The organism is Rhodocyclus tenuis (assembly GCF_014197755.1).
GTDB lineage: Bacteria > Pseudomonadota > Gammaproteobacteria > Burkholderiales > Rhodocyclaceae > Rhodocyclus > Rhodocyclus tenuis.
In genome coordinates this window covers 1-22,779 of record NZ_JACIGE010000006.1, presented here as the reverse complement: position 1 = coordinate 22,779, position 22,779 = coordinate 1, and the positions used below count along the sequence as shown (strand labels likewise).

Genomic DNA, 22,779 nt, shown 5'->3' with positions numbered 1-22,779 from the left:
CGTCTGCCGGCAGTCCGCTGCGAAAGGCCGACGGCGGGCGCCGCTCCGGGGGCGCCCGTCTCAGTGCAGCGTCGGCGGCGCTTCGCTGAACAAGGCCTCGACTGCTGCCGCGTCGAAGCGGTAGTCGCGGTTGGCGAGGTCGTCGCGGATCAGCACTTCGCCGTGCTCGCGCAGCACCGCCTCGACTTCCTGGCGGCCGAGCGAGCGCAGCATGGTGCGCACCTTGTCCCAGTCTTCCGGGCAGTCGTGCAGCACCTTGCGTGCATCGAAAACACGCACGGTTTCCTCGTGGAAGAGCCGCGTCAGCAGCTCGTCGGCCGGTAGCGCCAGCAACTCGTCGGCGGTGACGGTGGCGGCCAGTCCGGTGATGCGGTTCCAGCCGTCGGCGTCGCGCGCGTCGGCGTTCGGCAGCTTCTGCAGGAAGAGGCCGGCAGCGCCCTCGGGCGACGCGGCAAGGAACAGGCGCGAGGGCAGCTGTTCGGACAGGCCGAGGTAATGCTCGAACACCTCGGCAATGTTGTCGCCCTGCATCGGCACGACGCTCTGCCAGGGCTGGCGCATGTTCGGCACATCGAGCGAAAGCAGCAGCTGGCCGCCGCCGAGCAGTTCGGGCATCGGCGCCGGCGCAGTATCGGCGACGGCATGTGCCATTGCGCGCAGGTTGAGGCGTTCGTCGCAATCGACGACAAGCAGCGATACCGGCCCGTCGCCACGCAACTGGAAGGTGATGCGGCCCGGATGTTTCAGCGCGTCGGCGATGAACAGCGCGGTGGCGCACATTTCGCCGAGCAGCGCGTTGGCCGGCGCCGGATAGTGACGACGCGCGGTGATCTCCTGCCACACCGGACCGAGGCGGACGACGGCGCCGCGAATGTCGAGATCGTCGAGCAAAAAGCGCTGCAGCGTATCGATGCTCATGCCTTTTCCTCCTGTGAGTTGGCCCAGGCGCGATAGCGTTCGGCGTCGAAGCCGACGAGCAGGGCGTCGCCGCTGTCGAGCACCGGGCGCTTGATCAGCGTCGGCTGCGCGGCCATCAGCGCCAGCGCGCGCGCCTCGTCGACGTCGGCGCGCTGTTCCTCGGACAGCTTCTTCCAGGTCAGTCCCTGGCGGTTGAGCAGCGTCTGCCAGCCGGCGCGCGCTGCCCAGTCGGCGAGATGCGCGGCGGCCACGCCGGCCTTCTTGTAGTCGATGAATTCACAGGCGACACCGTTGGCGTCGAGCCAAGCGAAGGCTTTCTTCATCGTGTCGCAATTCTTGATGCCGTAGATGCGGCAGCTGCGGTGTTGTTCTGGAGCGGACATTGTGCGCTGAGGTCCCGGTTGACGATGCGGATGCCGCGCATTTTACCGGCGCCGCGCGGCAGCCGGGAAACTCATCGGCGGCTTGCGCCGGCGCTGACGATGTTCCAGGAATTGGCGCCTTTCACGTCCTTGCCGCGATCATCATGCAAGCGCCGATGCCGACAACACCGGCGACGGTTGAAGCGCAACGCGTTAGTCAGGCGGTGGCAGCGGCGAGAAGGTCGATGGCTGCGCGTGAACAAGGCCGCTTCACCGGAATTTACCGGCGCGATCGTTCCGGTTTTACTGCTTTCGACAAAGAATGTGCGCTTTGCCAGACGCGGAATGCCAGATGCCGGACGGGGGAACTGCAGGGGTTGTCGCAACTGATGAAATCCTGCGATTGCTGCTCGCGGCGATCGAACTGCGCCAGCGTGACGACTGGCCGGGTGCGCTCGACTGCCTCGATGCCGCGTTGAACATCAACCCGGGCTTTCTTCCTTTGCAGGTCGAACGCGGCCTGGTGCTGGCACACTTGCGGCGCTACGAAGAAGCGCTCGACGCACTTGATTGCTTTCTCCGGCAGGTGCCCGCTTCGGCCGTAATCGCGGCGCAGCGTGACGAGATCGTGCAGCAGGCGTGTGCCGCGCTCGATGCGCAACTGCACGAGCAGCCTGCCGATCTACCGGCAAGGCTGCGTCGCGCCGGAATCTTCTGCCGGAGCGATCGTTACGCACACGCGCTGCGTGACTTCGCGGCCGTGCTGCGTGTCGACCGCGAGCATGTCGACGCGCTCAACGGCATGGGCGGTGTCCTGCTGGCGCTCGACCGCCACGACGAGGCCGCCGCTACCTATGCGCGCGCGCTCTCGCTGGCGCCGGAACGTGCCGAGATTGCCTACAACCTCGGCAATGTGCTGCAGCAGCAGGGACACTTTGCCGAAGCGCGAGTCGCCTACGTGCGAGCGATCGAGCAGCTTCCCGATTTTGCCGAAGCGCATCTCGAGATTGCGCACTGCTGGCTGGCACAGGGCAGCCCGCGAGCCCTGGCTGATCTCGAATGGCGCTGGCTGACGCAGCAACTCAGCGGCGAACGACTCGCTAGCGGTCGGCCGCTGTGGCTTGGCTGCGCCGCCACGGCGGCACCCGCGATGGCCGATGCCGGCGCTGGCGGCGCCGATCTGTCGGGAAAGACCTTGCTGGTCTGGGCCGAACAGGGATTCGGCGACACGCTGCAGTTCGTTCGCTTCGTCCCGCTCGTGCTGCAGCTGACGCGTGCCGCGCGGGTGATCCTGCGCGTGCAGCAGGCGCTGTGCCGGCTGCTGGCCGGACTCGACCCGCGCCTGCAAGTGATCGGTGACGAAGAAGCGCTGCCCGCGCATGAGCTGCAATGTCCCTTGCTGAGCCTGCCGCTGGCCCTGGGATTCAACGCGCAGCCCGCGCTGGCTTTCATTCCCGTCCTTGGCGACGCGTCGGCGTATCTGCGCGCCGATCCCGGCGCGGTCGCGCGCTGGGGCGCCATCCTGCGGCAGAAGCGCCGCTTGCGCGTCGGCCTTGCCTGGGCCGGGCGTCAGCGCGCTCCGCGCAACCGCACGCGCGATCTGCCTTTGGCCGAACTGCTGCCGCTGGCCGGCATCGACGTCGAGCTGATCAGCCTGCAAAAGGAAATCCCTCTTGCCGACACGGCAACGCTCGCCAGCTTTCCCAGGCTGCGCTGTCTGGCCGATGCGCACGCGTCAGCGTTCGAAGACTTTGCCTCGACGGCGGCGCTGATCGAAAACCTCGATCTGGTGATCAGTGTCGATAGCGCCGTCGCGCATCTGGCAGGTGGCCTCGGCAAGCCTTGCTGCCTGCTGCTGCGCTACGGCAGCGAGTGGCGCTGGCAACGCGGGCGCAGCGATTCGCCCTGGTACCCCTCGCTGCGGATTTTCCGCCAGCAGCGCGCTGGCGACTGGCGCGGAGTGGTGGCCGAACTGCGCGTGGCGCTGGTTGCCCTGCTCGCCGGGCAGAGCCTCGCCGCCTGAGCCGCAGTGTCTTTCCGGCTATTGCAGGCCGATTGCCTGGCGCAACTGGGCGGCGTCTTTTGCGTAATCGACCGCTGTCAGCTTTCCGTCCTGCAGGTGGAGGACCGTCGCCGCGTCAGTCTGCCTCGGCAGGTCGGCGAGTTGCGCTGCTTCGCGTCCGAGACCGATCGGGAAGGGCAGTTCGCGCAGCTTAGGCAGCGCGATCATGCGCGTGATCAGCGCCGGCATGGCACTGATGTCCGAGAGATATACCGCGTGCAGGCGTTCGAGCGTCCCGGCCGGCTCGCCGCGCAGAACCTCCTTGACCAGATCGCTCGCCGCCATGCCGGCGCTGAAAATGACGATGCGCGTCTCGGCGTCTATCTGCACCGGTTTGCCGTTCTGGTCTTCGAGCAGCAGCGCGGGAAGCGCCGTTCCCGGCGCCAGCGGTTCCGCGCCGGCAGTCAGCGGCAGCGCGCTGGCAGTGCCGAGCAGTAGCGCGACGCTGGCGGAAGCAAGTTTGCGGCGAAGATCGACGATCGGTTTCACGGTTGTTTCCTTGCGCTGGCAGGCTCTGCTCGACTTGCCGACCGGCGGTCCGGGCGATCAGGCCGGGATCAGGTCAAGCAGCGGTCAGCGCCCGCCTTTCAGTATGAGTCGTAGTACCCAGCCCGCGGGTGCTTGCGCTGCTCCAGCCGGTGCAGGATGCGCTGCGCAATCGAACTCATCGAGAACGGATGCTGCGCGTCGCATCGCTGCGCCTTCGCCAGCAACTGCGGGCGCGAGGGCGGGAACTGTTCGCTCTTGCAGGCGAAGACGACCTTGTTGCTGCCGCCCTCGCAGGCGATGCTGACCACCTTGTCGAGAAAGCTGTCACGAATCCGCGCGGCAAAGACGCCAAACTTGTCGTCGCTGCCAAAGAGGTTCACGACCATCACGCCGCCCGGCGCGAGGCGTTCATAACAGTAGTCGTAAAAGCCCGGCGAGCAGAGCTGGGGTGGCTGTCCCTGGTGGTCGAAGCCATCGACCAGCAGCACATCGGGACGGCCCTCGTGCTGACGAATGAAATCGGCACCGTCGGCACAAAGCACCGTGAAGCGCTCGTCGTCGGCGGGGATCCGGAAACGTTCGCGCAGCGCGATCACCTCGGGGCTGATCTCGGCGACGGTGATGCGTGTGTCGGGCAGCGCGTGGTAACAATATTTGGCCAGCGATCCGCCGCCCAGACCGATCATCTCGATCTGTTCCGGCGCCTCCTTGAAGAGCAGAAAGCCCATCATCGCGTGCGTGTAGTCGGACAGCAGCAGCCTCGGGTCGGCGAGGCTCATTTCGCTTTGCACGGCGCCCTCACTGAAGTGCAGGCTCTGAAAGCCGCCGATCTCTTCGACGTAAGGCATGCTGCGGCCGGCTGCCGGCGCCTGGCATTCGGGGTGACGGTTTTCCGGCATCCCTTCGCCGGGATCGGCAGCGCCTTCTGCGGAGAGCACGGCCTGTTTGTCGCTGTTCGGCCTGCCTGCCGCGGCAAGCAGCATCGCTAGATAGAACTGGTCTGACATGCGCTGAGGCGTGCGTGCGGTGGGTTGAAACGGCGATTCTACCCGAGTGCGCGCATGCCTCTTTCCGCTGCCGCTGCCCGGGCTCGCGCTGCTTGTCGGCACAATGTCGGTTAGCCAGCAAAAGCGCTTTTTTCAAGTCATTGAATATGTTGTTTTTTGCAATGGCGTCGCTCTTGCTTGCAACCGTGGCATGAAAACCCATCTCGACTGGTCGGCCTACGACACCTACGGCGCCGGCGACGCCTACGCCGGCATTCCTGCCACCGGCGGCAATTACGCCAAGGCGGTCGCCGTGTGCATGAACAACCACCAGTGCCAGCGCGAGGGCCGCGGCGTGATGTGCCCGAGCTACCGCATCACGCACGACCCGGCGCACTCGACCGGCGCGCGCGTGAAGGCCTTCAAGGCGGCGCTCAATGGCGAGCTCGGCGACGATCCCTTCGTCCATCCCGATCTGGTCGCGGCGATGGAGCTGTGCGTTTCGTGCAAGGGTTGCAAGAAGGAATGCCCGAGCGCCGTCGACATGACGCTGATCAAGACCGAGTACCTGGCGCAGAAGAACGAGCGCTACGGCGTGCCGCTGCGCTCGCGGCTGTTCGGCTCGCTACCGGCGCTGTTGCATCGCTGGCGCGGTCCGCTGGACTTGCTGGTGCGCTGGCGCAATGCCTCGCCGTGGCTGGCGCAGCGCGTCGAGCGCTGGCTCGGCATTTCGGCCAAGCGGCCGATTCCGACGATCGTCGGCGGCCGGCTGGCGCCGGCGCAGCCGGTGGGCGAGGGCGAACGTGGCAAGGTGCTGCTCTTCGTCGACACCTTCACGCACTACTACACGCCGGAAGTCGCCGTCGCCGCGACCGCGGTGCTGCGCGCCGCCGGCTACGTGATCGAGGAACTGCGCCCGGCCGCCGACGACAGTGAAGCCGAGCGGCCGCTCTGTTGCGGCCGCACCTATCTGTCGCAGGGCATGGTCGAGGCGGCCAAGCTTGAAGGCAGACGCGTGATGGCGGCGGTGGCCCCGGCGCTCGCCGCCGGTACGCCGATCGTCGGCCTCGAGCCGTCGTGCCTGCTGGCGCTGCGCGACGAGTTCTACAGCCTGTCGCTCGGCCCGGACGTTGCGCAACTCGGCAAGCAGGCCTTCCTCTTCGAGGAATTCCTGATGCGCGAAGCGAACAAGGGGATGACGCTCAAGCTGCGCCCGCTTCCCGGCGGCCGCGCGCTGGTGCACGGCCATTGCCACCAGAAGGCTTTCGCCGCGATGAAGGCGCTCAGGAAAGTGCTGGCCTGGATTCCGGAATTCGAATTCGAGATCGTCGACGCCAGCTGCTGCGGCATGTCCGGCAGCTTCGGGCTGGAAGCCGAGCATTACGATGCATCGCAGGCGATGGGCGAACTCGCGCTGCTGCCGGCCGTGCGCGCGGCTGCCGACGACACACTGATCGTCGCCGACGGCTTTTCCTGCCGCCACCAGATCGCCGACGGCAGCGGCCGGCAGGCGATTCACGTCGCGGTGCTGCTGCAAAGGGCGCTGGCTTGAATGGCGGGACTCGGCTTGAGCGCGGGTGTGCCGGTGATCCAGTCGGTCTGACTGCCGATCAACCGACGCCGTCCTGTCCGGATGCAACTGGCGACTCCGTCACGAAACGGTAGCCAAGCCCCGATTCGGTGAGGATATGGCGCGGCCGGCTCGGGTCGTCCTCGAGCTTCTTGCGCAGGAAACCCATATACACGCGCACGTAATGACTGTCTTCGACGTGTGAGGGTCCCCACACCGCGAGCAGCAGCTGGCGGTGCGTCAGTACCGAGTCCGGATGCGCCAGCAGGTAAGCGAGCAGGCGAAATTCGATCGGCGTCAGATGCAGCGGCGCGCCATCCTTGTCGACGATCCGTTTGCCGAGGTCGACTTTCAGATTGCCGAACGAGAATACGCTGCTGACTGCGCCGCCGGCCAGTTGCTGCCGCCGCAAATGCGCGCGCACGCGCGCCAGCAGTTCGGCAACGCCGAAAGGCTTCATCAGATAGTCGTCGGCACCGGCGTCGAGCGCAGCCACCTTGTCGGCCTCGGCGGTTCGTGCCGAGAGGACGATCACCGGAATCGCCGACCAGCTGCGGAAATCGCGCAGGAAATCGATGCCGTCGCCGTCGGGCAAGCCGAGATCGAGGATGATCAGGTCAGGCTGCCGGGTGCCGGCTTCGATCAGCCCGCGCTGCAGCGAATCGGCCTCGAATACCGTAATTTGCGCTTCTTCCAGCGCCCGGCGGACGAAACGCCGGATATGCGCTTCATCCTCGATGATGACGATGACCGGTTCGTTTGCCGCCATTCAGCGCTCTTCCTAGGCGAAGTTGTCTTCGGCAGCAGCGAGATCGGGCGGAGTGCCGCGCGGCAGCGAAAAGACGAAACGGGCACCGCCCTGCGCGCCATGTTCAGCGTGGATTTCGCCGCCATGCGCCTCGATGATCGCACGACAGATGGCCAGCCCGAGTCCGACGCCGCAGGTGCTGCCCTCGCTCTGCCCGCGTTCGAACTTGCGGAAGATCAGCTCCTCCTTGCCCGCCGGGATCCCCGGACCATTGTCCTCGATCCGGACATTCACCGTCGTGGCCGTCACCTCGGCGCTTGCATCGATGCTTGTTCCGGCCGGCGTGTATTTGCCGGCGTTCTCGAGCAGATTGCAGAAAACGCGTTCCATCAATACGAAATCGATCTCCAGCAGCGGCAAGCCGACGTCCAGCGACAGGCGGACGTGATGGCCGGACAGACTGCGCTCGACGCAGCGCAAGGCGCTGACCGCCACTTCCTCGATCGGCTGCCACTGCCGGTTGAGCGTCACGCGGCCGGCCTGCAGCCGGGCCATGTCAAGCAGATTGGTCACCTGTCCGTTGACGCGCAAGGCTTCTTCCTTGAGCGAGCGGGCGATTTCCGCCTGCTCGCTGCTCGGCGCCGGGTGCGTCATCTGCAGCGACTCGGCGAGTCCGACCAGCACGCTCATCGGCGTGCGCAGGTCATGCGAAATGGCCGAAAGCAGCGAGTTGCGCAAGCGTTCCGATTCCATCTGCACGGTGCTGTCGCGCGCCACATCGACATAGTGCACGCGTTCGAAGGCGATGGCGATCAGCGAGGCGAAGGTGTCGAGCAGACGGCGTTGCTCGGGAACGAGCAGGCGCTCGGCGTTGCGCAGTTCGAGCGCGAGAACGCCACGCAGACGCATCGGTGCTTTCAGCGGCAGGTAGAAAGCCGGGCTGGCCGGCAGCGTGCTGGTTCCGCGCCCGGCCTGTTCGCCATGGTCGAAGGCCCACTGCGCGATTCCCGTATCGATCAGCGGCAGGCCGTTGGCCGAGGGGAGCGGCGCAGACAGGCGGTCGTTTTCGTCGGCGAGCAGGAAGGCAACGCGGGCGCCGAACTCTGCGCTGATGAAGCGCTCGCCGATCTCGGCAATCTGCTCGGGGAGCAGCGCGGCCGAAAGATCGCGCGACATTTCGTAGAGTGCGCGCACGCGCTGCTCTCGCCGCGTCGCCACCTTCGCCTGGTACTTGTAACCGGCGGTCAGCTGGCCGGTGATCAGGCCGACGACCAGCATCACGGCGAAGGTCATCAGGTACTGCACGTCGGTCACGGCAAACGAGATGCGCGGCGCGACGAAAAAGAAGTCGAAGGTCGCCACCGACAGGAAGGAGGCCAATACCGAGGGGCCGCGCCCGTAGCGCACGCCGACCAGCACCACCGCCAGCAGGAAGAGCATGACGATGTTGGCAAGGTCGAAGAAAGGAAACAGCGCGGCGCCGATGATACCGGCCAGCGCACAGGCGAGCGCCGCCATGGCGTAAGACTGCCAGGGGGTGCCCGAGGCTTCGGCAAGCGTCTGCTCGTCGTGCGCGCGGTTCCTCGCGTCGGGCTCGCCGGCGGCGACCTCGATGATGTCGAGATCGCCGGCGAGACGACCGATGCGCTCGGTGAACGATCGTCGCCACGGGCGCCAGCCAGCGGCGACATTGCGCCCGACGACGATGCGCGCGAGATTGTGGTCGCGCGCGTACTTGACCGCCACCTCCTCGACACTGCTCCCCGACAGGGTCGCCGTCTGCGCGCCGAGATCCTCGGCCAGCTTGAGATTGCGCAGGATGTGCTGGCGCGTTCGCTCGGGAACGCGCTGCAGCTGCGGCGTCTCGACATAGATGGCGTGCCACGGCACCTCTAGCCGGCTGGCAATGCGGGCGGTGGTGCGTACCAGTTTTTCGCCGCCGTCACCCGGCCCGACGCAGGCGAGCAGCGAGTCGCGCGTCTGCCAGACCGAGGAAACCGACTTTTCGCGCCGGTACTGCTGCATTTCGTCGTCGACCCGGTCGGCCGTGCGGCGCAATGCCAGTTCGCGCAGCGCGATCAGGTTGCCCTTGCGGAAGAAGTTGCGCACCGCGCGTTCGGCCTGATTGGGCAGGTACACCTTGCCGTCCTTGAGCCGCTGCAGCAGCTCGTCCGGCGTCAGGTCGACCAGCGCCACCTCGTCGGCGGCGTCGAAAACGTGATCCGGCACGGTTTCCCAGACGCGGATGCCGGTGATGCCGCTGACCACATCGTTGAGCGTTTCCAGATGCTGGACATTGACCGTCGAGTAAACATCGATGCCGGCGGCGAGCAATTCCTCGACGTCCATCCAGCGCTTCGGGTGGCGCGAGCCGGCGACGTTGGTGTGCGCCAGCTCGTCCATCAGGATCAGGCTCGGCCGCCGCGCCAGCGCAGCGTCCAGATCGAATTCTTCGAGCCGGCGTTCGCGGTAGGCGATGCTGCGTAGCGGCAGCGTCTCCAGCCCCTCGCGCATGGCTTCGGTTTCGCTGCGCCCGTGTGTTTCGAGTACGCCGATCAGCACGTCGACACCCAGCTGGCGCTGCTGGCGCGCGGCGCCGAGCATGGCGAAGGTCTTGCCGACACCGGCCGAGGCGCCGAAGAATATTTTCAGCTTGCCGCGGCGGGCGCGCGCTTCCTGCTCGCGGACACGTGCAAGCAATTGATCGGGGTCGGGGCGTGATGAGGGCAGCACGTCGGGCATGGCTTCAGTGGGCGCGCCGGGCGTAGCGCGCCAGCGCCTCGGCGCTGGCTGCGGACGGTGGCGGCGAGACGATGAAGGTCTCCGCTCCCGATGCGTTCTCCAGCGCCAGCGCGAGGCCTGGCGCACCAATACCGGCGACGGCGAGACGCGCCGAATTGCCATAGGCGGCGAGAAACAGCCGCAAACCCGCCAGTCCGAGCACGCCGGCGGGAAAGTGCGAGGACATCGCTCTGCCGTCCGGTGCCAGTGCTGCAATATCGAATCCGTCGCGGCAAGCGGCGACGCCGATGCATAACTCTGCCTGCATGTTATCTCCCTGCGGGTGGCGATATCCGGGATGGCTGTCGCCATTGCGCCAGCGAGCGGATGATCTCGCCAGCGTTACAGCATAAACGCAGGCGCTCGCGTAAGCGTTGATCGGCGAACACTTGCGTTGCTTCGCTGAGCAGGTGCAGATGTGCTTCCGTCGCCTGTTTCGGCACCAGCAGGACGAACGCCTCGGAAACCGGCCTGCCGTCCGGCGCGGCAAACTCGATCGGCCGGCGCAGGCGCACGTAGAGCACATGGACGACGGAAGACTCCTTGATGCGCGCACAAGGAATGGCGACACCGTGACCGAGCGCCGTCGAGCCGATCTGCTCGCGGCGCTGTAGCGCCGACGTCACGCAGTCCTGGTGCAAGCCGTGGGCTTCGGCAAGGTATCTGCCGATCGCAGCGAACAGCTGCGCACGATCGGCGACATCAAGATCGAGCAGGATGTCGCTGGCGCGCAGGTGCGCAAGCAAACCGGCGGCGGCGCTGCGCGGCGGCGCGGAGTCGCCCTGACTCAGCGCGAGTTGGCGCGGAAACGAAGATTTCGTGCGCGGGAACAGTGCTGTCAGTAGCGGGGCCACACTCAGAAAGCCGAGAAAGAGGTGTTTCATCGGGGCTTTGCCGGATCACTTGAGCGCATCGAGGGCGAGGTTGAGCGCAAGCACATTGACGCGCGCCTCGCCGAGGAATCCCCACTGCCGCCCCTCGCTGTTCTGCTCGACGAGCGCGGCGACGGCCTGCGCATCGAGCCCGCGGACGCGCGCGACGCGTGCCAGCTGGTAGGCGGCCGCCGCCGGGCTGATGTGCGGATCGAGGCCGCTGCCCGAGGCGCTGACGAGGTCGGCTGGAATCGGCAGCGCGTTGTCCGGGTCGGCCGCTTTGAGCGCCGCGATTCGTGCCTGCACCGCATCGACCAGCGCCGGGTTGAGCGGCCCCTGGTTGGAGCCGCCCGACGCGGCGGCGTTGTACGGCTGCGGCGCGGTCGCCGACGGCCGTCCCCAGAAGTACTTCGCGTCGGTGAAGGACTGGCCGATCAGGCGCGAGCCGACCGGCTGGCCGTCGCGCACGATCAGGCTGCCCGCCGCTTCATCGGGCAGCAACGCGCTGACGACGCCGGTGACTGCCAGCGGGTAGGCGACGCCGGCGATCAGGGTGAGCAGGACAAAGAGGCTGAGGCCGGGGCGAAACGTATCTTGCAACAGGGTTTTCATGAACGATTCCTTTCTCAGCTATGTCAGATTAGGCCGCTGGCGGCGATGCCCATATCGATCAGCTTGATGCCGACGAAAGGCACGACGATGCCGCCGAGACCGTAAATGGCGAGATTACGGCGCAGGATCGTCGCCGCGCCGAGTGCGCGGTAGCGGATTCCCTTCAAGGCAAGCGGGATCAGTGCGACGATGACCAGCGCGTTGAAGATCACCGCCGAGAGGATTGCCGAGGCCGGGCTCGCCAGTTGCATGACGTTCAGCGCCGACAGCGCCGGGTAGGTGCCGACGAAGGCCGCCGGGATGATCGCGAAGTACTTGGCGACATCGTTGGCGATGCTGAAGGTGGTCAGCGAACCGCGCGTCATCAGCATCTGCTTGCCGGTTTCGACGACCTCGATCAGCTTGGTCGGGTTGGAGTCGAGGTCGACCATGTTGCCGGCCTCCTTGGCCGCCTGCGTGCCGGTGTTCATGGCCACGGCGACGTCGGCCTGCGCCAGCGCCGGCGCATCGTTGGTGCCGTCGCCGGTCATCGCCACCAGCCGGCCCTCGGCCTGGTACTGGCGGATCAGTGCCAGCTTGGCTTCCGGTGTCGCTTCGGCAAGGAAATCGTCGACGCCAGCTTCAGCGGCGATCGCCGCTGCCGTCAGCCGGTTGTCGCCGGTGACCATGATCGTCTTGATGCCCATCTTGCGCAGGTCGGCGAAGCGCTCCTTGATGCCGCCCTTGACGATGTCCTTCAGCTCGATGACGCCGAGGACGCGCGTGCCGTCGGCGACGACCAGCGGCGTGCTGCCGAGCCGGGCAACGGCATCGACCTGCTCGGCGACCGAGCGCGGAAAACTCGCGCCCAGCGCCTCGACGTGGCGGCGGATGGCGTCGGCGGCGCCCTTGCGGATTTCCCGGTCGCCGAGATCGACGCCGCTCATCCGCGTCTGCGCCGAGAAATGCACGAAGCGCGCGTCGATGCCGGCGAGTTCGCGCTCGCGCAGCTGGAAGCGCTGCTTGGCGAGGACGACGATGCTGCGCCCTTCCGGCGTTTCGTCGGCGAGCGAGGCGAGTTGCGCGGCGTCGGCGAGTTCGGCCTCGGAGACGCCGTCGGCGGGCAGGAAGGCGGCAGCCTGTCGGTTGCCGAGCGTGATCGTTCCGGTCTTGTCGAGCAGCAGCACGTCGACGTCGCCGGCCGCTTCGACGGCGCGCCCGGAGGTAGCGATGACGTTCGCCTGCAGCATGCGGCTCATGCCGGCGACGCCGATCGCCGAGAGCAGACCGGCGATGGTCGTCGGAATCAGGCAGACGAGCAGCGCGACCAGCACGGTCAGGCTGACCGGGCTGCCGCCGCCGGCGACGTCCACCGCAAACAGCGAGTACGGCAGCAGCGTGACGGTGACGCCGAGGAAAACGATCGACAGCGCCACCAGCAGGATGGTCAGCGCGATCTCGTTCGGCGTCTTCTGCCGCTTGGCGTTCTCGACCATGGCGATCATGCGGTCGACGAAGGTTTCGCCGGGATTGACGGTAACGCGCACGACGATCCAGTCGGAGAGCACGCGCGTGCCGCCGGTCACCGCCGAGAAGTCACCGCCCGATTCGCGGATCACCGGTGCCGATTCGCCGGTGATTGCCGACTCGTCGACCGAGGCGACGCCTTCGATCACCTCGCCGTCGGCCGGGATGACGTCCTGCGCCTGCACCAGGATCACGTCGCCGCGGCGCAGGTCGTTGGCCGGCAGCAGCTGCCAAGAGGCGCCGAAGTGCGGCGCGGCGAGGCGGCGCGCCCAGGTTTCCTTCTTCAGGCCGCGCAACGACGCCGCCTGCGCCTTGCTGCGCCCCTCGGCGAGCGCTTCGGCAAAGTTGGCGAAGAGCACGGTAAACCACAGCCAGACGCTGATGGCGAGGATGAAGCCGGCCGGCGCGTCGCCCGCACCGAACAGCGCCTGCGCGCAGAGCAGGCTGGTCAGCAGGCTGCCGACATAAACCACGAACATCACCGGATTGCGCCACTGCACGGCCGGGTTGAGTTTGCGGAAAGCTTCGCCGACGGCCGGAACGACGAGCGCCGGATCGAGCAGTGAAAAGGTCTTGTGTGTCATCAATGATCTCCCGTCGCTCAGCGCGCGACCCACAGCTGCAGGTGCTCGACGATGGGCCCCAGCGCCAGCGCCGGTATGTAGTTGAGCAGGCCGACCAGCAGCACGACGCCGACGAGCAGGCCGACGAACAGCGGACCGTGCGTTGGCAGCGTGCCGCTGCCGGCGGTAAGGCGTTTCTTTGCCGCCAGCGAGCCGGCCATCGCCAGCACCGGAACGATCACGCCGAAGCGGCCGAACCACATGGCGATGCCGAGCATGACGTTGTAGAAAGGCGTGTTGGCCGACAGCCCGGCGAAGGCGCTGCCGTTGTTGTTGGCCGCCGAGGTGAAGGCGTAGAGAATTTCGGAGAAGCCGTGCGCCCCCGGATTGGCGACGCCGACGCGACCGGCGTCGACGCTGGCGGCGACGGCGGTGCCGAGCAGCACCAGCAGCGGCGTCACCAGAATGGCCAGCGAGGTCATCTTCATCTCGTGCGCCTCGATCTTCTTGCCGAGGTATTCGGGCGTGCGGCCGACCATCAGCCCGGCGATGAACACCGCCAGCACGGCAAAGGCGAGCATGCCGTAGAGGCCGGTGCCGGTGCCGCCGAAAACGACTTCGCCGAGCTGCATCGCCACCAGCGGCACCATGCCACCGAGCGGCGAGAACGAGTCGTGCATGGCATTGACGGCGCCGCATGAGGCCGCAGTGGTGATCGCCGCGAACAGCGCCGAATCGGCAATGCCGAAGCGCGCCTCCTTGCCTTCCATGTTGCCGCCGGCCGGATCGACGCCGAGCGCCGTGAGCAGCGGATTGGCCTGCTGCTCGAAGCTCATTGCGGCGACGGCAAGTGTGACGAAGAGCAGCGTCATCGCTGCCAGCACCGCCCAGCCCTGGCGCCGGTCGCCGACCATTTCGCCGAAAACGAAACACAGCGCGCAGGGGATCAGGAAGATCGCCAGCATCTCGATGAAGTTGGCGAGCGGCGTCGGGTTCTCGAAGGGGTGCGCCGAGTTGGCGTTGAAGAAACCGCCGCCGTTGGTGCCGAGCATCTTGATCGCCTCCTGCGAGGCAACCGGCCCCATCGCCAGCGTCTGTGTCTGCGTGCTGACGCTGTCGCTCAGAGCCTGCCCGGCGGCATCGACGGCCGGCTGGCCGGCGGCGTCGAGCTTGGGCTGCACGTAGTGCACCGTATCGAGCGTCGCCACTTCCTTGTAGGCGCTGAAGTTCTGGATCACCCCCTGGCTGGCGAGCCCGATTGCGATCGCGAAAGACAGCGGCAGCAGGATGAACAGGGTGACGCGAGTCAGATCGACCCAGGCGTTGCCGATGGTCTTTGCCGAATGGCGGACGAAGCCGCGGATCAATGCAATGGCGACGACGATGCCGGTCGCCGCCGAGAGGAAGTTCTGCACCGTCAGCCCGAGCATCTGCGTCAGGTAGCTCATCGTCGTTTCGCCGCCGTAGCCCTGCCAGTTGGTATTGGCGACGAAGCTGATGGCGGTATTTAACGCGGAATCGGGGCTGACGCCGGCGAAGCCCTGCGGATTGAGCGGCAGGAAAACCTGCAGACGCTGCAAGGCGTACACCGCGAGCAGACCGAGCAGGTTGAAGAGCAGCAGCGCCGCGGCGTAGGCGAGCCAGCCGCTTTCCTCGCCGGCGCGGATGCCGCACCAGCGAAAGAGCGGCCGCTCGATGGCACCGCAGACGCGCAAGCGGCCGTCCATGACGCGGACGATGTACATTGCCAGTGCTTTGCCGGCAACGAAGAGCACCAGCAGGAAGGCGGCCAGCAGCAGCCAGGCGTGGTCGCTCATGAGAAATCCTCCGGCGCCAGCAGGGCCGCCAGCAGATAGATCATGAGCGCGCCGGCGATGACGGCGCCAAGAAGGTAAAGCCAGTTCATTGGCGGCCTCCGAGCCGGGCACAGCCGACGGCGAGGCCGAGCATCAGGGCATAGCAGAGCCCGAAAGCGGCGATAAATACGACATCCATGGGAAAGCTCCGTGAGGTTTTTTCAGCACGGACATCCTAGGAAAATCGCTGTGTAATTCCTGATAAAAGAGAGCTGCGCGGTATAAAAAACCGGTAAAAATGGACCGGAAATCACCCGCGGCCGGCGAGGCGACAGCGAGTGGCCGGTTTGCCAGCGGATTTTTACTCTTTCGCGTCGGCCGGCAGCACGAGATTGAGCACTACGGCGAGTACGCCGCACAGGCTGATTCCCTGCAGCGAGAAGCTGCCGATATGGATGCCGAGTCCGCCGATGCCGGTAACCAGCGTCACCGAGACGATGCACAGGTTGCGCGCGCTGGCGAGGTTTACGCGCGCGTCCATCAGCGTCTTCAGGCCGATACCGGCGATCGAGCCGAACAGCAGCACCATGATGCCGCCCATCACCGGCATCGGGATCGTCTGCAGCAGCGCGCCGAACTTGCCGACGAAAGCCATCAGGATGGCTAAGCAGGCCGCCCAGGTCATCACCACCGGGTTGTAGTTCCTGGTCAGCATGACCGCGCCGGTGACTTCGCCGTAGGTGGTCACCGGCGGACCGCCGAACAGGCCGACCACATTCACCGCCAGGCCGTCGCCAAGCAGCGTGCGGTGCAGGCCGGGGTTTTGCGTGTAGTCCTTGCCGCTGACCGAGCCGATGGCAAGAACGCCGCCGACGTGTTCGACGATCGGCGCGATCGCCACCGGGATCATGAACAGGATTGCGGCGAGGTTGAACTCGGGCGTGCCGAAGGCCGGCAGCGCGATCCACGCTGCGTCGTGCAGCTTGCTGAAGTCGACAATGCCGAGCAGCAGCGAGACGACGTAACCGACGACGACGCCTACGAGGATCGGCACCAGCTTCAACAGCCCGCGCGCGCGGATGGCGGTGAGCATCGTCGCCAGCAGCGAAATGGCGGCGACGGCGATGGCCGTATCGTAAGGCACCACCTGCTGCTCGCCGGCCTTGCCGGTGGCCATGCTGACCGCCACCTGCGCGAGGCCCAGGCCGATCACCATCACCACCGGGCCGATCACCACCGGTGGCAGCAGGTGGTGGATGAAGCCGACGCCGCGCCATTTCACCAGCGCGGCGGCGACATAGTAGAAAAGGCTGGCAGAGGCGAGCGCGCCGAGCGTCGCCGGCATTCCCCAGGTTTGCACCGAGTAGATGATCGGCGCGATGAAGGCGAAGCTGGAGCCGAGGTAGATCGGCACCTGCCGCCTGGTGCAGATCTGGAAAATCAGCGTGCCGACGCCGGCGCCGAGCAGCGCAAGGCTTGGATTGAGGCCGGTGAGCAGCGGCACCAGCACCGTCGCGCCGAAGGCGACGAAAAGGATCTGCGCACCCGAGAGTGCGGTTCTCCAGACGGGGTCTGGCGTCGCGTTCATGCTTCCTTGGTTCCGAAAATCTTGTCGCCGGCGTCGCCCAGTCCGGGAATGATGTAGCCCTGCGCGTCGAGGTGGCTGTCGATGGCAGCGGTGAAGATTTCCACTTCGGGATGCGCCGCGTTGAGCGCCGCGATGCCCTCGGGCGCGGCGACGAGCACCAGCGCCTTGATGTGCTGACAGCCCTTGCGCTTCAACATGTCGATGGTGGCGATCAGCGAGCCGCCGGTGGCCAGCATCGGGTCGATGATGATCGCCAGACGCTCGTCGAGCTTGCCGACGAAGCGTTCGAAGTAGGGTTCGGGGATCAGCGTTTCATGGTTGCGGGCAATGCCGACGACGCTGACGCGGGCGCTCGGGATCAGGTCGAGCACGCCGTCGAGCATGCCGATGCCGGCGCGCAGGATCGGCACGACGGTGACCTTCTTGCCCTTGATCTGCTCGATTTCGACCTCGCCGCACCAGCCCTTGATGCGACAGCTTTCGAGTTCGAAGTCGCGGCAGGCTTCGTAGCTGAGCAGGCGCGCCAGTTCGGCGGTCAGCTCGCGGAATTTCTTGGTGCTGATCTCGCCTTCGCGCATCAGCCCAATCTTGTGTTTGACCAGAGGGTGGCGGACTTCGATCACCGGCATGAGCTTCCTCGCGTGCGTTTGCGTAAAAGCGCGAAGGGTAATCGATTCGCCGGCTGCACGCACTTCGGGCAAGCGATGAACCTTGCAGCCGGGATCTGTCGATGCAAAATCCTCATGTTCGTGAGGTTTATGGCCCGGTGATTGGCTCTTTGGATATAATCCTCACGATCGAAAGGATTTCTTGCCAAGGCGCCGGCTTTGGTCCAGAATCCTCATAAACGTGAGGATTCATCATGAAGATCGCCATCGACAATGCAGCCGCCATCGGCAAGGTCGTTCGCGCCAGTCGCAAGACCCAGAAGATCCGCCAGGACGACGCAGCTGGCAGCATCGGCGTCAGTGAAAATTTTCTGGGCAAGATCGAGCGCGGTAGCGATTCCGTGCACTGGGGAAAACTGTTTCAGGTGCTTGAAGGCCTTGGTATCCGGGTGATGGTCGACGTGCCGGAGAACGTTGCCAACTATATGGCCGAACACCCAGAGGGCAGGGACAAGCCATGAATGGCCGCTCCTTGCGCGCCTCCATTAATCAGATCGAGGTCGGCAGCCTGCAGGAAGTGGGTGGCCTTTGGAGCTTTCAGTACGCTCGCGCGTGGCTGGACAACCCGCAATGCTTTGCGCTCAGCCCGCATCTGCCGCTCGCAGCCGAGCCCTTGCTGGATGGCGCCAGCCGCCGCCCGGTGCAATGGTATTTCGACAATCTGCTGCCCGAAGAAGGGCAACGCGCTTTGCTTGCCAGCGACGCCAGGCTTGAGGCGGCAGATGCCTTCGGCCTGCTCGCCTGGTATGGCGCCGAATCGGCAGGATCGCTGACGCTCCTGTCGCCGCTGGCGGGGGCACAATCCGCCAACGCCTTGCGCGCCTTGCCCGATGAGCTTCTCGAACAGCGTATTCGCCAGTTACCCACGGCGCCGCTGACGCACGCGGCCAGCAAACGCATGTCGCTCGCTGGCGCCCAGCACAAGCTGGCGGTCGTCTTGCAGGAAGGGGCGCTGTTTGAACCCGCCGGCGCCAGCCCATCGACGCATATCCTGAAGCCCGACCACCCGGATGCGGACTACCGCCATTCCGTGATCAACGAGTGGTTCGTGATGCGTCTCGCGCGGCGGCTTGGCCTCGACGTGCCTGATGTTCATCGGCGCTATGTGCCGTCACCGGTGTATCTGATCAATCGATTTGACCGGTTTGCGGATGCACAGGGCTGGCAACGCCGGCACGTTATCGATGCTTGCCAGCTGCTCGGGCTTGATCGCAGCTTCAAGTACAGCCAAGGCAGCATGGCAAGTCTCGCCGCACTGGCGAACGCTTGCCGCAGTCCGGCGGTCGCTCGCGCCCGGCTCTTTGGCTGGCTGGTTTTCAACGTGCTCGTCGGCAACAGCGATGCCCATCTGAAGAACCTGAGCTTTCTGGTCTCGCACGAAGGGATTCAGCTGGCGCCGTTCTATGACCTGCTCAGTGTTGCCGCTTACGATACCGCCGCGTTCGACAAGAAGGCGTGGCCAACGCAGAGCGAACTGGCGTGGCCGATCCAGGGTGTGCGTCACTTTTCGGATATTGGCCGTTCGCTGCTGCTTGAGGCCGGCACAGCGCTGAATCTGGCAAGAGGCACGGCCGGGCGCCTGCTGGAGAATCTGCGCGCTCGCGTCATGCGCGAGGCGGAAGCGCTTTTCGCCGAGGTCGAGGCCGAGAATGCGCGCATTGCGCAGGCGCGCCCGGAACTCTCGCTTACCATGGCGGCCGAGGCGCGCTGTCTCAGGACAATTCTCTACGCCGTCATCAAGGATATGGCGCGGCAGCTTGAATAGCCGCTGAAGAAACGGAGTGTTTTCGTCATGGGCGCGCGCAAGGGTTTCAGGCATGAGTGACGATACCGGGTCGGGCATGGTCGGCAAGACGGCGCGCAGCGGCAGCGCAGCCGAAGTCTTCGGCGCTTTCCTCAAACTGGGACTCACCTCGTTTGGCGGTCCGATCGCGCATCTGGGCTATTTCCGTTCCGAGTTTGTCGAGCGCCGGCAGTGGCTCGACGACCGCAGCTACTCCGATCTGGTGGCCCTGTGCCAGTTTCTGCCCGGCCCAGCGAGCAGTCAGGTGGGCATGGCGCTGGGGCTCGGGCGGGCCGGCTGGCTGGGCGCCTTGGCCGCCTGGCTTGGCTTTACGCTGCCGTCGGCGATCGCGCTCATGCTCTTCGCCTTCGGCGTGCTTGGCGCTTCCGGGCTGGCGCAATCCGGCGCCGTTCATGGCCTGATGGTGATGGCCGTTGCCGTCGTCGCACAAGCCGTCCAGGGCATGGCCAGATCGCTGTGTCCCGACCGCCTGCGCGCGGCGATTGCCATCGGCGCGGCGCTGCTGGTACTGGCGCTCGCCTCGGCCTTCGGCCAGATTCTGGCCATCGTCCTCGGTGGGCTGATCGGCTGGCGATGGGTGTCGCTGCCGCCGCCAGCCGCTGGTGAATCTGCCAGCTACGGCGTCAGCCGCCGGGTGAGCGCCGTCCTGCTTGCGATCTTTGCGGTGCTGCTGTTCGGCCTGCCACTCGTCGCGGCGCTGAGCGGTTTGCCGGCGCTGTCGGCGATCACGGGCTTCTATCAGGCTGGCGCGCTGGTTTTCGGTGGCGGCCATGTCGTCCTGCCGCTGTTGCAGGCGACTGTCGTTCCGCCCGGATGGGTCGGCAACGATACCTTCCTTGCCGGCTACGGCGCCGCGCAGGCCGTACCCGGCCCCTTGCCGCCTTCCTCGGCGCCGTGATGCCTGCTCCTCTGGGCGGCTGGCTGGGCGGAATCGTTCTGCTGCTGGCGATCTTTCTTCCCGCTTTCCTGCTGATGGCCGGGACCTTGCCGTTCTGGGATGCCCTGCGCCAGCGGGCGGGCATCCGTCAGGCGATGGGCGGCGTCAACGCCGCCGTCGTCGGCATTCTCGCGGCGGCGCTCTACGATCCGGTGTGCACCAGTGCCCTCCATTCGCCCGCCGATTTCGCTCTGGCGCTGGCCGCCTATGGCCTGCTCGTTTTCGCCCGACTGCCGCCGGTGCTGGTCGTTGGTCTGGCGGCGCTGGCGGGTGCGCTGGGCATCCCCCGAAATTTCGTCGGCCAAGGGTGACCTAAAACTGAGTCACTTTTGATAACCCTGACGATCAGGCACTGGTCGAGAGCATCATCGCGATGGCGCATAGTCTCGGGCGATAAGTAATTGCAGATGGCATCGAGACGGCCGAGCACGAAGCCTTGCTGATCCAATGTGGTTGCGACTGCGCTCAGGGATACGGTATTGCATCGTACGATGCCGATGCATAACTGGTCGAGTGGGCCGCGCACTGGGTAATCCGGGCCGAATGGGATGCCGCCATGCGTAAACGGCAAGGAGGTTTGGCAGGAACGGCGGCAGGCTAAGGCGTCGATTGGTCGCGTTCGCAAGCCTGGAAAACTGACGCGAGTGCCTTTCGTTGCTGCTGTTCCGCCAGAAATGATTCCCGGTGAGGTCGCCCCAGCACCTGTGCCTTGATGTGCTGACAGCTCTTGCGCTTTCAGCGTGCCGATGCCGGCGCGGCGTCAACAACCGGCTCTGCCGTTGCAGATTTATGGTCAACTTTACGGCGTTCGCGCCGATAACCCGTGTATTGCCGCTCAGTGAGCCTTGCCATGTCCATTGCCGCCGTATCCCTTGCCAGTCTCAGCCAGTCGTTGAGCAGCGCGACGATCAACACTGCGACGACTTCGCCAAGCGCGGCGAGCAGCACTGACGGAACGGTCGCCGCGTCGAATGTCTCGCTGCAGGCCACTTCGGCGGCGGTAGATCCCACCTATTCGTTTCCGCAAATGCGCTACTCCTGGGCTTCGTCGGCAAACGACGACATCAGCGAGGTGATGCGCGGCAATCTTCGTGCGAGCGCCGGTAACGGTGGTATTTCCGCATTGCTCAAAGGGCTCGGGAGCTCGCTGCTCGGACGTTTTTCGAGCACGCAGACTGCTTACAGTCAGGTGGGTACGAACTATATTTCGGGCGGCACAGCCGGCGTCAGCGCCGCCGATGCCGTATGGAAAGCGCAGTACGCCGAAAACACGATCAGCCTCACGCTCACGACCACCTCAAACAAGCAAGTGACGGTTGCCATCGCTTTTGATCAGACCCATCAGGAAGTCAACAACAGCCTGTCGGTGCAGATCAGCAGCACGGCGACGCTGACGCAGGAAGAAAGCGCGGCGATTGCCGCCCTTGCCACAGGTTTCGAAACCGCGCTGCAGGGAATCGGGCGCAACTCGACGACCAGCCAGCAGACGACGCTGTCGACCATCGACGTTTCCGGGCTGATGGATTTTGACCCGGCCGTGCTCGCTTCCGTCGACCTGAAAGTGAGCGAAGCGGCACGCTACGTCGGGCTGAAATCGCTTGATTTTCACGCCGACAGTAGCAGCCGACGCTTTGCCATGAAAGGCATCGACGGCGACGTTTCGGTCAAGGTCGACCTCTCGCAGCCATTGGCCATCGGTTCAAAAGCACAGCAGCAAGCGTCGATCGAGCGTTACCTCAAGCAATTCGATGCAGCCAACGCGCGCGCCCAGGGCGAGGCACAACTGGTCGGCCAGTTCAAGAGCATCTTCAGCCAGCTACACTCCAGCTATCCGACGCCGAGCGGCACCGCCAAGCCGCTGCCCTCGGCCTTCACCGCGGCGCGCGAGCAGTGGCTGAGCGGACTCGCCGATTTTCAGGCGAGCATGAGCGGCGAGTTTTCCAACGGCCTCAGCGGCAAATTGACGAAGAGTGGCGAGCTCGACTATCTGGTCTCGCAGAAAACCACCGTGATCAGCGGCAACACGCGTATCCGGGCAGCGCAGAGCGAAAGCGCCGCGCTGACCGCGACGATCATGAAGAGCCGCAACAACGCTACCCTTGATATCGGCCTCGGCAACTACGATGTCTTCAAGATCAGCGACAGCAGCAGTTTCAGCAGCGGCTTCTCGATCAACGTGCGCGACGACTATGTAGAAACGGCGACGCTCAAGCGAATCGTCAGCCAGTTGATGCACTACGAGAAGATCGTCAATTACAAAGCCGAAGATACGCGCGAAACGGCCAAAAGCCTTTCCGACGAGAAGGATCTGCTGGCGCCGGAGACTCAAGGAATCGACTGGCGCCAGCTGGGCAGTGGTTTCGCCTGAACAGGCAGCCCGAGCATTTCCTACGGCAAGGCCCTGCGCGGCGATGCGGGCAGGGCGACGTCCCCCCGTTTTCAGTAGCAGCGAGCTTTAGAGTCCGAGGCTAATGTAGCCGATTTCCGGATGAGTGATTCGGCATAGGCGGCAGGCGT

General features: G+C 65.5%; 22 protein-coding genes. 7 read left to right on the top strand and 15 right to left on the bottom strand.

Going from position 1 to position 22,779, the window contains the following annotated elements:
• Window positions 1-60 precede the first annotated feature (60 nt).
• The 3 genes from hslO to GGD90_RS09290 all read right to left on the bottom strand — a co-directional run bounded on the left by hslO (window position 61) and on the right by GGD90_RS09290 (window position 1,666).
• Window positions 61-918, bottom strand: a complete 858-nt coding sequence (gene hslO, locus GGD90_RS09300; protein ID WP_153116609.1) for an Hsp33 family molecular chaperone HslO — start codon at window positions 916-918, stop codon at window positions 61-63.
• Window positions 915-1,301: an arsenate reductase gene (locus tag GGD90_RS09295; RefSeq protein ID WP_153116610.1), complete on the bottom strand. Its 387-nt coding sequence runs from the start codon at window positions 1,299-1,301 to the stop codon at window positions 915-917. Before GGD90_RS09295 ends, hslO begins: the two co-directional genes overlap by 4 nt.
• Window positions 1,302-1,372: 71 nt before the next feature.
• Entirely contained in the window at window positions 1,373-1,666 is a 294-nt protein-coding gene (locus tag GGD90_RS09290; RefSeq protein WP_184415066.1) for a hypothetical protein, read from the bottom strand.
• Between the two features lie 17 nt (window positions 1,667-1,683).
• On the opposite strand from GGD90_RS09290, the gene GGD90_RS09285 reads away from it, so the two are divergent.
• The gene (locus tag GGD90_RS09285) at window positions 1,684-3,303 is read left to right on the top strand and encodes a tetratricopeptide repeat protein (RefSeq protein ID WP_184415064.1); all 1,620 of its coding nucleotides are present in this window, start codon (window positions 1,684-1,686) and stop codon (window positions 3,301-3,303) included.
• A gap of 18 nt (window positions 3,304-3,321) precedes the next feature.
• Here the strand turns inward: GGD90_RS09285 and GGD90_RS09280 are convergent, their stop codons facing one another.
• Together GGD90_RS09280 and GGD90_RS09275 are read right to left on the bottom strand one after the other, a co-directional pair.
• Complete coding sequence (locus GGD90_RS09280; RefSeq protein WP_153116612.1) at window positions 3,322-3,831, bottom strand: hypothetical protein; 510 nt, start codon at window positions 3,829-3,831, stop codon at window positions 3,322-3,324.
• 98 nt (window positions 3,832-3,929) lie between these two features.
• Window positions 3,930-4,838 carry a fused MFS/spermidine synthase gene (locus GGD90_RS09275; protein WP_228273718.1) on the bottom strand — a complete coding sequence of 303 codons (909 nt, stop codon included), beginning with the start codon at window positions 4,836-4,838 and terminating at the stop codon, window positions 3,930-3,932.
• A 190-nt stretch (window positions 4,839-5,028) separates the two neighbouring features.
• Here GGD90_RS09275 and GGD90_RS09270 point away from each other — a divergent pair, with 190 nt between their 5' ends.
• Window positions 5,029-6,369, top strand: coding sequence for a (Fe-S)-binding protein (locus tag GGD90_RS09270; protein WP_153116613.1), 1,341 nt, complete (start codon window positions 5,029-5,031; stop codon window positions 6,367-6,369).
• Window positions 6,370-6,427: 58 nt separating this feature from the next.
• Here the strand turns inward: GGD90_RS09270 and kdpE are convergent, their stop codons facing one another.
• From kdpE to upp, 10 genes are all read right to left on the bottom strand, one after another.
• On the bottom strand, window positions 6,428-7,156 hold the full coding sequence (kdpE, locus tag GGD90_RS09265) for a two-component system response regulator KdpE (protein WP_153116614.1): 729 nt from the start codon (window positions 7,154-7,156) through the stop codon (window positions 6,428-6,430).
• A gap of 12 nt (window positions 7,157-7,168) precedes the next feature.
• Window positions 7,169-9,877 (bottom strand): two-component system sensor histidine kinase KdpD, encoded by a 2,709-nt coding sequence (gene kdpD, locus GGD90_RS09260; protein ID WP_221227718.1) that lies wholly within the window; start codon window positions 9,875-9,877, stop codon window positions 7,169-7,171.
• A gap of 4 nt (window positions 9,878-9,881) precedes the next feature.
• Window positions 9,882-10,184, bottom strand: a complete 303-nt coding sequence (locus GGD90_RS09255) for a hypothetical protein (RefSeq protein WP_153116615.1) — start codon at window positions 10,182-10,184, stop codon at window positions 9,882-9,884.
• Between the two features lies 1 nt (window position 10,185).
• Window positions 10,186-10,800, bottom strand: a complete 615-nt coding sequence (locus GGD90_RS09250) for a PTS sugar transporter subunit IIA (protein ID WP_153116616.1) — start codon at window positions 10,798-10,800, stop codon at window positions 10,186-10,188.
• 15 nt (window positions 10,801-10,815) lie between these two features.
• Entirely contained in the window at window positions 10,816-11,400 is a 585-nt protein-coding gene (gene kdpC, locus GGD90_RS09245; protein ID WP_153116617.1) for a potassium-transporting ATPase subunit KdpC, read from the bottom strand.
• Window positions 11,401-11,423: 23 nt separating this feature from the next.
• Window positions 11,424-13,490, bottom strand: coding sequence for a potassium-transporting ATPase subunit KdpB (gene kdpB, locus GGD90_RS09240; RefSeq protein ID WP_153116618.1), 2,067 nt, complete (start codon window positions 13,488-13,490; stop codon window positions 11,424-11,426).
• Between the two features lie 17 nt (window positions 13,491-13,507).
• Window positions 13,508-15,286, bottom strand: coding sequence for a potassium-transporting ATPase subunit KdpA (gene kdpA, locus GGD90_RS09235; protein ID WP_153116619.1), 1,779 nt, complete (start codon window positions 15,284-15,286; stop codon window positions 13,508-13,510).
• A complete protein-coding gene (gene kdpF, locus GGD90_RS09230; RefSeq protein WP_153116620.1) occupies window positions 15,283-15,375 on the bottom strand; it encodes a K(+)-transporting ATPase subunit F in 93 nt (30 codons plus the stop codon). Before kdpF ends, kdpA begins: the two co-directional genes overlap by 4 nt.
• Window positions 15,376-15,626: 251 nt before the next feature.
• Window positions 15,627-16,853 (bottom strand): uracil-xanthine permease family protein, encoded by a 1,227-nt coding sequence (locus tag GGD90_RS09225; RefSeq protein WP_153116621.1) that lies wholly within the window; start codon window positions 16,851-16,853, stop codon window positions 15,627-15,629.
• Window positions 16,850-17,482 (bottom strand): uracil phosphoribosyltransferase, encoded by a 633-nt coding sequence (gene upp / locus GGD90_RS09220; protein ID WP_153116622.1) that lies wholly within the window; start codon window positions 17,480-17,482, stop codon window positions 16,850-16,852. Before upp ends, GGD90_RS09225 begins: the two co-directional genes overlap by 4 nt.
• Before the next feature lie 233 nt (window positions 17,483-17,715).
• Between upp and GGD90_RS09215 the strand changes: the two genes are divergently transcribed.
• The 5 genes from GGD90_RS09215 to GGD90_RS09200 all read left to right on the top strand — a co-directional run bounded on the left by GGD90_RS09215 (window position 17,716) and on the right by GGD90_RS09200 (window position 22,630).
• Window positions 17,716-17,982: a helix-turn-helix domain-containing protein gene (locus GGD90_RS09215; RefSeq protein ID WP_153116623.1), complete on the top strand. Its 267-nt coding sequence runs from the start codon at window positions 17,716-17,718 to the stop codon at window positions 17,980-17,982.
• On the top strand, window positions 17,979-19,286 hold the full coding sequence (locus GGD90_RS09210; protein WP_153116624.1) for a HipA domain-containing protein: 1,308 nt from the start codon (window positions 17,979-17,981) through the stop codon (window positions 19,284-19,286). Before GGD90_RS09215 ends, GGD90_RS09210 begins: the two co-directional genes overlap by 4 nt.
• A 52-nt stretch (window positions 19,287-19,338) precedes the next feature.
• Window positions 19,339-20,223 carry a chromate efflux transporter gene (chrA, locus tag GGD90_RS09205; RefSeq protein WP_459213794.1) on the top strand — a complete coding sequence of 295 codons (885 nt, stop codon included), beginning with the start codon at window positions 19,339-19,341 and terminating at the stop codon, window positions 20,221-20,223.
• A complete protein-coding gene (locus GGD90_RS18440) occupies window positions 20,223-20,573 on the top strand; it encodes a chromate transporter (RefSeq protein WP_459213793.1) in 351 nt (116 codons plus the stop codon). The genes chrA and GGD90_RS18440 overlap by 1 nt, the downstream gene beginning before the upstream one ends.
• Window positions 20,574-21,112: 539 nt before the next feature.
• Window positions 21,113-22,630 carry a hypothetical protein gene (locus tag GGD90_RS09200; protein ID WP_153116625.1) on the top strand — a complete coding sequence of 506 codons (1,518 nt, stop codon included), beginning with the start codon at window positions 21,113-21,115 and terminating at the stop codon, window positions 22,628-22,630.
• Window positions 22,631-22,779: the final 149 nt, after the last annotated feature.